Below are 8,932 nucleotides of genomic sequence, written 5' to 3' on the forward strand. Positions count from 1 at the left end.
AACGCGCGAACTCGCTGCATCGAAGTGAACCTGACCCCGTTATCCCATCACCGCCCCCCTTCCACCTCATCGGCATTCGCACCCCACCTTTGCGGGAAGAACACCCCTAACGACTTTATGTATGGCTCCCTAGCCACACCCGAGATTGCAGCAATGTAATTTTGCAGCCAGCGATGCTTCGCTAGCTCGTGCTCTCGCCCATGAAGCGCCGACTCTTCCTCTTGGTATATCCCGCGAGCAAGCTCGTAATACTCGTCAGCACTCTCGTGAGCGACATTAACAAAATAGATGCCATTCTCGACGCAGATGAGCCTTTCCGATTGAACGTCGCCAGCCTCAGCAGATAGTTTCCCGTCACCAGAAAACATCTCGATGATATTCGAATCGATAACAATTCGAGGATACACAGCCTGCGTTTGCTCGAGCTGATAGGCGACCGGAAGAGCATGGCTATACGTTATAGGACCGGACTTAAAATGGGGCGCAAATGCGATCCCACCCCTCAAAAACAATCCCTGCTGCAAGAATGCGAGATGGACTCGCTTCAGCGTCCGGAGCAAATCGCAGAAACGGGCGCTCGGATGATTCGCGATTATGATCGTGTCACTAATGGCTTGGTAGCTTATCTCGGTCTCATTGAGACCAGTTAAGATAGCCAGCGCCGCCTCAAGTTTTGTCTTGAAGTCTTCTGAGGCACGCTGCCGGTCGGCATCGATTTTGCTCCGATAGCCCAAAACATCCAGGAGCGCTACAAATGTATAGGGGACCGTCACAGATTACCTGATCGCGTCAAAGATCTTACGCACTTCTTCTTTGTACTCACCCATCCGGGCCAGCCAATCGGACCAAACCGCCCCCCTGTAGTAATCCCCATCAGACGAGGCGAGCTCAGTATCCCTCTGTCCGATATCAAAGATGGCCTTCCCTACCATCTGTGCCACTGGAGCCATCGGGCCAACATCACGGATTGAGGCGATAAAAGGCTCAATCTTTACCTCTGGTGCGACAGGCTTAAGGCCTTTGCCGTCAAGGAGATTATTAATTATCGCCTCCTTAATAAGACTTTCCCATTTAAGGTACGAGTTCTTCTTCCTTCCGGCACGCTGAATCTTATAGTTATTCACTACTGCGCCGTAGAAGACAGGCTCAACCAAGCTTGCACTTAAACCGAAAGGCGCAAAGGTCGACAATATTGCTCGGTGTCGAGTTAGCCATTCAGTCATAATTGCGCCCATGCCTAGAATCGCCTGATGAGAGAACCTATCCGGGGCGGTCGGAATAAAAATTCCGTCGCAGGAAAGGATCACCATACGCGTAATAGAGCCGGCGCTAGGGCCTACATCGCAAAGAATATAATCAAACCCATGGAGGCCGCCCAGATCACGCAGGAGGCGGCCCATTACTGCGTATGTATTCTTCTCGTGAATTGACTCAGTAATGGCCTGCATTATCGAGTTGGCGAAAAATTGCTCAGCTCTTGAGAAGTTGATATCGCCGCGCAGGAGGTAAAGATTGCTATAAAGCGGCGAAGACGCCAAATCCACCTTCTTCGCATCGACACGCGACGCCTCACCTTCAAATCGAGGACGCAATGCTTCGTATATCGAAGTTCCAGGGAGACTGTCCTCCGGCTCATCAATCTGATCAGAAGAGCAAAAGAACAATTCCGTTGTATTGCATTGCGGATCGCAGTCGACCAAAAGAACTTTCTTCCCTCTCTCCTTGGCCGCGTAAACGGCCAAGTTAAAGAGCGTCGTAGTCTTCGCAACCCCGCCTTTATTGTTGTATAGCGAAATAATCTTCGTCATTAAAATCGCCCAATGCGACGCAATCTCACAGCCAAGGGCAATTAATCACCCGCACTTGCTATACCCACAGTTCAAGCAAGTCGCGCAGCCATCCATGATCACCAGGGCCTTGGTGCTGCACTTGTGGCACATGGTGGCGCTGGGCGGGAAGCTGGTGCCTTCGCCGGTCACGGCGACGTCTTCCTCGCGGGCGGCGGCGGTGCCGTTGACGGCGGCGCTGGCGCCCTTGGCGCGCTCTTCGTACTGCTTGCGCTTCTCGGCGATCAGGGCCTTCTGGTGGGCGCTCATCTCCGGGTCGTGGATCAGGCCGATGGACTTCATGTGTTCCTCGACCACGGCGCCGATCTCGGCCACCAGGGAGGGCATGTACACGCCGCCGGCCTTGAAGTAGCCGCCGCGCGGGTCGAACACGGCCTTCATCTCCTCCACCAGGAAGGTCACGTCGCCGCCCTTGCGGAACACGGCGGACATGATGCGGGTCAGGGCCACGATCCACTGGAAGTGGTCCATCGACTTGGAGTTGATGAACACCTCGAACGGGCGGCGCAGCTCGTGCTCGGTGCCGGCGTTGAGCACGATGTCGTTGATGGTCACGTACATGGCGTGCTCCACCAGCGGCGACTTGATCTTGTAGGTGCTGCCGATCAGGACGTCCGGGCGCTCGATGCGCTCGTGCATCTGGATGACGTTGTCCTTGGCCTCGCTGCTGGCCGCTTCGCGATCGGCGACGGGCGCCGGCGCGGCGGTCTCGCGCGCCTTGTCCTCCGGGGTGACGACGGAGTAGCCCTTGATTTTCCTGTCGATCTTCACGGCCATGGGGCTGGATCCTCTTTCTGGTCGGTTCTTCTGGTTATGGATACGGGGCGGCGGGGCCGCGGCTCCTCCCGCCGGGCCGGGAGGAGCCTTGCAGGGGTTTTCAGCGGGTGCGGCGGGCGGCGGCCTTGCGGGCCGGGGCCTTCTTCGCCACGGTCTTGCGGGCGACGGCCTTCTTCACGACCGCCTTCCTTGCAACGGTCTTCTTGGCGACGGTCTTCCTGGCGACGGTCTTCCTGGCGACGGGCTTCTTCGCCGCGGGCTTCTTCGCCACCTTCTTCGCGGCCTTGGCCGCCTTCTTCACCGCCTTCTTGGCGGCGGCGGCCTTCTTCGCGACGACGACCTTGCGGCCGACGGCCACCTTCTTGGCCGCGGCCTTCTTGGCGGCGGTCTTGCGGGTGGCAGCGCGCGCGGCGATGCGGCTGCGGGCGGTGCTCGCCTCGGCGGCGGCGTTGGCCTTGGCCGTCTGCAGTTTGGTGCGGGCCTTGGCCACGGCCTTCTTGGCCGCCTTCTTCGCCGTGCCGCGGGCCTTGTCGGCGGTGGCCTTGGCCTTCTTCGCGGCGGCGGTGGCCTTCCTGGCCGCGGTGCTGGCCTTCTTCGCGACCGTGGCGGCCTTTTCCTTCGCCTTCTTCGCCACGGTGGCGGCCTTCCCGGCGACCTTGGCGCGGGTGCGGGCCGCGGCCTTCTTCACCTTGGCGACCACCGGCTCGGCGGCGGGTTCGGCCTCGGCTTCGGGGGCCGGCGCCGGCGCGGCCGGGGCTTCGGCGGCGGTCAGCGCCTCCGGAGCCTGGGCCTCGCCGGCGGCCTGCGCCTCGGCGACGGGGGTCGCGGTGTCGTTGCTGGTGGCGGGATGGACGGCGTCCTCGGTCAGGGTCGCCGTCACACCATTGCTGTTGCTCATGGGGCCCTCCTTGGGCTCGCTGGATGTGGTCATCGGGACACTCTCTCTGGCTCCGGGCGCCGTTTACCGCAGGAAGCCGGGGCGGGCGCCCGGAAAGCGCGCGCCCCGGCCGGGGACCTCGGGACGGGCCGCGGGCTTGCGGGCCCGCGCCGCCCTCCGGTCAGAACTTGCCGTAATACCCTTCCTTGAGGGCGTCGAACAGGTTGGCGGCGGTGTGGGTCTCGCCGTCGTACTCGATCTCCTCGTTGCCCTTGACCTCCACCACCGAGCCGTCTTCCAGCTCGAAGCGGTACAGGGTGTTCTCCAGGTCCTTTTCCTTGACCAGCACGCCCTGGAAGGCGGCCGGGTTGAAGCGGAAGGTGGTGCAGCCCTTCAGCCCCTGCTTGTACGCGTACAGGTAGATGTCCTTGAACTGCTCGTACGGGTAGTCGGTGGGGACGTTGGCGGTCTTGGAGATGGAGCTGTCCACCCACTTCTGGGCGGCGGCCTGCACGTCCACGTGCTCCTTCGGCGAGATGTCGTCGGCGGAGATGAAGTAGTCCGGCAGCTTCGCCTCCGGGTCGTCGGAGAACGGCATCGCCTTGGGGTTGACGAAGTGGCGGTAGGCCAGCAGTTCGTAGCTGTAGACGTCCACCTTCTCCTTGCTCTTCTTGCCCTCGCGGATCACGTTGCGGCTGTAGTGGTGCGCGAACGAGGGCTCGATGCCGTTGGAGGCGTTGTTGGCCAGCGACAGGGAGATGGTGCCGGTCGGGGCGATGGAGCTGTGGTGGGTGAAGCGGGCGCCGACCTCGGCCAGCTCGTCCACCAGGTCCGGGGCCACGGTGGCGATGCGCTGCATGTAGCGGCTGTAGCGGGCGTGCAGCACCTTGCCTTCGATCTCCTGGCCCACGCGCCAGCCGTCCTTCGCCATCTCCGGGCGCTGGCGCAGCATCTGCGGGGTCACGGTGAAGGTCTCGTCCATGATCGGGGCCGGGCCCTTCTCCTTGGCCAGCGACAGGCCCACTTCCCAGCCGGCCACGGCCATCTCCCGGGCCACCTGCTCGGTGAACTCCAGGCTCTCGGCCGAGCCGTACTTCATCTTGAGCATGGTCAGGGTCGAGCCCAGGCCCAGGAAGCCCATGCCGTGGCGGCGCTTGCGCAGGATCTCCTGGCGCTGCTGCTCCAGCGGCAGGCCGTTGACCTCGACCACGTTGTCCAGCATGCGGGTGAACACGCGCACCACTTCCTTGTACTCCTCCCAGTCGAAGGAGGCCTTGTCGGTGAAGGGGTCGCGCACGAACTTGGTCAGGTTGACCGAGCCCAGCAGGCAGGCGCCGTACGGCGGCAGCGGCTGCTCGCCGCAGGGGTTGGTGGCGCGGATGTTCTCGCACCACCAGTTGTTGTTCATCTCGTTGACGCGGTCGATCAGGATGAAGCCCGGCTCGGCGTAGTCGTACGTCGAGACCATGATCATGTCCCACAGGTGCCGCGCCTTGATGTGGCCGTAGACGCGGCAGGCGACCATGCCGTCGTCGCGCACGATGTAGGCGTCGTCGTGGGCCGGCCAGTCGCGCCAGACCACCTGCTCGGGGTTGGAGAGGTCCAGCTCGGCCTCTTCCTTGCGGTTGACCGGGAACACCAGCGGCCAGTCGGCGTCGTTCTCCACCGCCTGCATGAAGCCGTCGGTGACCAGCAGCGAGAGGTTGAACTGGCGCAGGCGCCCGTCCTCGCGCTTGGCGCGGATGAAGTCCTTCACGTCCGGGTGGGAGACGTCGAAGGTGCCCATCTGCGCGCCGCGGCGGCCGCCGGCCGACGAGACGGTGAAGCACATCTTGTCGAAGATATCCATGAAGGACATCGGGCCGGAGGTGTAGGCGCCGGCGCCGGCCACGAACGCGCCGCGCGGGCGCAGGGTCGAGAACTCGTAGCCGATGCCGCAGCCGGCCTTCAGGGTCAGGCCGGCCTCGTGGACCTTCTGCAGGATGCCGTCCATCGAGTCGCCGATGGTGCCGGAGACGGTGCAGTTGATGGTGCTGGTGGCCGGCTTGTGCTCCTGCGCGCCGGCGTTGGAGGTGATGCGGCCGGCCGGGATCGCGCCGCGGCGCAGCGCCCACAGGAAACGCTCGTACCAGTAGGTGCGCTTCTCTTCGGTCTGCTCGGCATCGGCCAGGGCCCGGGCCACGCGCTGGTAGGTGCCGTCGACGTCGGCGTCCAGCGGCACCCCCTGCTTGGTCTTCAGGCGGTACTTCTTGTCCCAGATGTCCTGGGAAGCCGGCTGCAGCGGGATCTCCGCGACGGGTTTGTCCGTATTGACCACTTCGAGGCGCACCGTACTCATGCTGTTGGGATCTCCTTCCGCACCGTAATCCAGTTGGGGGCCGGGGTGGGAACGAGAAGGGCACGCCGTGGCGACGCGAAGACGCGCCGCCTGCCGGAGTCAGGCGCCGGGTTTGTCGCGGCCTGCGCGGCCGCTTCCGTACGCAATTTCCTGTCCCATCCGCTCGCCGCTCCCGCGTTGGGCCCGCAGTGTTGGCTATTCACCTAAACCACCAATCGCTGGGGCCAGCGTTGTGTTCGACCGCTATATCTAGTGGCTCGACAGGCGGCCAAGCTAAGCCGGGGCGGCGGGCAGTGTCAACCGCGATCCGACAAACGCAGCAACGGCGGGAGCGGGCTTCCGGGCGGGGGCGGACGGAACAGATGGAATGCGCAGGTCAAGAGGGGTTTCACCGCCGGTTTAGCGCCCCGGGGCGACACTCGTTCAGCTTGATGACGTGCCCTGCCGCCCCCATGGTGGCGGCGTTCCCATCCACGCCAGCCAGGAACCTGCATGCGCCGCGCGACCTCGCTCATCGCCCTGACCGCTGCCGCCGCCTTCGGGGGCTTTGCCGCCACCGCCGTGCGCGAAGCCCTGGACAACCGCGCCCACGCCAGCCCCGCCCCGGTGCCGGCCGCGCCGGCGCCGACCGCCAGCGTGCCCATGGCCGCCGCCCTGCCGGTGGCGGTGGACGGGCAGCAGCTGCCCTCGCTGGCGCCGATGCTGCAGCGGGTGCTGCCGGCGGTGGTCAGCATCCACACCAAGACCCGGGTGCGGGTGCGCAACCCGTTCTTCGACGACCCGTTCTTCCGGCGCATGTTCCCGCAGGTGCCGCAGGAGCGGATCAACGAGTCGCTGGGCTCGGGCGTGATCATCGACGCCGGCCGCGGCTACGTGCTGACCAACCACCACGTGATCGAGGGCGCCGACGACGTGTCGGTGTCGCTGGCCGACGGCCGCACCTTCACCGCCGAGTTCCTCGGCTCGGACGCCGACACCGACGTGGCCCTGATCCGGATCCCGGCCGAGAAGCTGACCGAGCTGCCGCTGGGCGACAGCAGCAAGCTGCAGGTGGGCGACTTCGTGGTCGCCATCGGCAACCCGTTCGGCCTGAGCCAGACGGTCACCTCCGGCATCGTCTCGGCGGTGGGCCGCAGCGGCATCCGCGGCCTGGGCTACCAGAACTTCATCCAGACCGACGCCTCGATCAACCCGGGCAACTCCGGCGGCGCCCTGGTCAACCTGCGCGGCGAGCTGGTTGGCATCAACACCGCCTCGCTCAACCCGCGCGGCTCGATGGCCGGCAACATCGGCCTGGGCCTGGCCATCCCCTCCAACCTGGCGCGCGACGTGGTGCAGCAGCTGGTGACCACCGGCGAGGTGCGCCGCGGCACCCTGGGCGTGGACACCCAGCCACTGGACGCGCGCCTGGCGCGCAGCCTGGGCCTGCCGGAAAACCAGCAGGGCGCGCTGGTGGCGCGGGTGCACGCCAACTCCGGCGCCGCCGCCGCGGGCCTGCGCCCGGGCGACGTGATCGTGGAGGCCGGTGGCCAGCGCATCACCAGCCCGATGGCGCTGCACAACTTCGAGGGCCTGCAGCCGGTGGGCTCGCAGGTGCCGCTGCGGGTGCTGCGCGACGGCCGCACCCTGGAGCTGCGCGCGACCCTGCGCGAGCAGCCGCGCAGCCTGGCCGGCGACGCGGTCGACCCGCGCCTGGCCGGCGCCACCCTGGCCGAGCTGCCGGAGCCGCTGCGCCAGGCACGCGGCCAGGGCGTGCTGGTGGAGCGGGTGGCCAGCGGCAGCCGCGCCGAGGCCAACGGCCTGCGCCCGGGCGACATCATCACCGCCACCAGCGCCGGCCAGGTCTCGGACCTGTCCTCGCTGCGCTCGAGCCTGGCCGACACGCCGCGGCAGTTGGTGCTGCTGATCGAGCGCGGTAACGTGCGCGGGCGGCTGGTGCTGCAGTAAGCGCCAGCCGTAACGGACCCTACACCGCGGGCGTGGTCAGATGGCCGCGCCCATGCCGTCCCGGCATCCCCATCCAGGAGAACGCAGATGAGCCCGAACCCGAGCGAGAACATCAAGGAAAACCTCAGCGAGGCCGGTGCCCACCTGAAGTCGGCCGCCGGTGCCGCCGGCGAGGCGCTGCGTGGCGCCGCCACCGCCGCCGGCGACGAGCTGCGCCTGGGCAAGGCCAACGTCAAGGCTGAGCTGGCCGATACCGCGCTGTCGGGGCTGGCCGCCGCCGAGCTGGGTGGCGAGGCCGCGCGCGAGCAGGTCGACGCCCTGCTCGACAAGGGCCGCGACCTGCTGGACAGCGCCGCCGAACTGATCCGCGAGCGCCCGCTGGCCTCCTTCGGCGTGGCCTTCGCCGCCGGCTGGCTGGTGGCCGCGCTGAGCCGCCGCGACCGCTGACGCACGGCCGTGGGCGAAGGGGAGCACACCGGGGACGCCGGCCCGCAAGCCGGCGCACCGCCGCCGCTGGACGAGACGATCCGCCAGGTCGGTGACGCCGGACGCGAGGCGCTGGGCGCCACCGCCGATTCGCTGCGCGCCCTGCGCGCGCTGCTGTCGGCCGATATCGCCATGGCCCGCTCGGCCATGGGCCGGGCCCTGGCCTGGACCGGCGTGGCGGTGGTGTTCGGGGCCTCGGCCTGGCTGCTGGCCACCGCCGCGGCGGTGGCGCTGATGCAGCGCCTGGGGCTGTCCTGGCTCAGCGCGCTGTCGATCGCTGCCCTGTTCAACATCGGCGTATGCGCGCTGGCCGCCTGGCGCACGGCGCGCTTCTTCGACTACATGGGCCTGCACGCCACCCGTCGCCAGCTGAGCCGCATGGGCCTGTTCCAGGAGGACGACGAGGACGAGCCCGCGCCTGCGCCGCAGCCGCCGCAGGCCCCGCCGCCCGCGTCCCCGGAGGCGCCGCGATGAGGTTCGAGCATCTGCGCCAGCGGGTGGAGCGCGCCGAGGCGCGCGTGCAGCGCTGCATGGACCGCGCCGAGGACAGCCGCACCCGCCTGCGCGAGCACTGGCGGCTGGGCTGGCCCCCGCCGCGGATCGTGGTTGCCGGCCTGGTGGCCGGGTTCCTGGTCGGCCGCGCCGAGCCGCTGGCACGGA

At 66.6% G+C, this 8,932-nt stretch carries 8 protein-coding genes and 1 pseudogene; 4 read left to right on the plus strand and 5 right to left on the minus strand.

Annotated elements, in window-relative coordinates; genetic code table 11:
- Positions 1-47: 47 nt before the first annotated feature.
- The 5 genes from B351_RS17580 to B351_RS0105435 all read right to left on the minus strand — a co-directional run bounded on the left by B351_RS17580 (position 48) and on the right by B351_RS0105435 (position 5,839).
- Positions 48-773: a hypothetical protein gene (locus B351_RS17580; RefSeq protein ID WP_156810423.1), complete on the minus strand. Its 726-nt coding sequence runs from the start codon at positions 771-773 to the stop codon at positions 48-50.
- Between the two features lie 3 nt (positions 774-776).
- Complete coding sequence (locus B351_RS16270) at positions 777-1,808, minus strand: ParA family protein (RefSeq protein ID WP_039730906.1); 1,032 nt, start codon at positions 1,806-1,808, stop codon at positions 777-779.
- 45 nt (positions 1,809-1,853) lie between these two features.
- Positions 1,854-2,624, minus strand: coding sequence for an NrdJb (locus B351_RS0105425; RefSeq protein ID WP_019398031.1), 771 nt, complete (start codon positions 2,622-2,624; stop codon positions 1,854-1,856).
- Positions 2,625-2,724: 100 nt separating this feature from the next.
- Positions 2,725-3,522, minus strand: a complete 798-nt coding sequence (locus tag B351_RS0105430; protein WP_019398032.1) for a histone H1-like repetitive region-containing protein — start codon at positions 3,520-3,522, stop codon at positions 2,725-2,727.
- Between the two features lie 160 nt (positions 3,523-3,682).
- On the minus strand, positions 3,683-5,839 hold the full coding sequence (locus tag B351_RS0105435; protein WP_019398033.1) for an adenosylcobalamin-dependent ribonucleoside-diphosphate reductase: 2,157 nt from the start codon (positions 5,837-5,839) through the stop codon (positions 3,683-3,685).
- A gap of 492 nt (positions 5,840-6,331) precedes the next feature.
- On the opposite strand from B351_RS0105435, the gene B351_RS0105440 reads away from it, so the two are divergent.
- From B351_RS0105440 to B351_RS0105455, 4 genes and pseudogenes are all read left to right on the plus strand, one after another.
- On the plus strand, positions 6,332-7,786 hold the full coding sequence (locus B351_RS0105440) for a Do family serine endopeptidase (RefSeq protein ID WP_019398034.1): 1,455 nt from the start codon (positions 6,332-6,334) through the stop codon (positions 7,784-7,786).
- Between the two features lie 87 nt (positions 7,787-7,873).
- Entirely contained in the window at positions 7,874-8,233 is a 360-nt protein-coding gene (locus B351_RS0105445; protein WP_019398035.1) for a hypothetical protein, read from the plus strand.
- Between the two features lie 9 nt (positions 8,234-8,242).
- Entirely contained in the window at positions 8,243-8,746 is a 504-nt protein-coding gene (locus B351_RS0105450; RefSeq protein WP_019398036.1) for a membrane protein, read from the plus strand.
- Positions 8,743-8,932: pseudogene (locus tag B351_RS0105455) on the plus strand (hypothetical protein); the annotation flags it as partial. The gene B351_RS0105450 and the pseudogene B351_RS0105455, both read left to right, overlap by 4 nt.

It is taken from the genome of Pseudoxanthomonas sp. GW2 (genome assembly GCF_000283075.1).
GTDB lineage: Bacteria > Pseudomonadota > Gammaproteobacteria > Xanthomonadales > Xanthomonadaceae > Pseudoxanthomonas.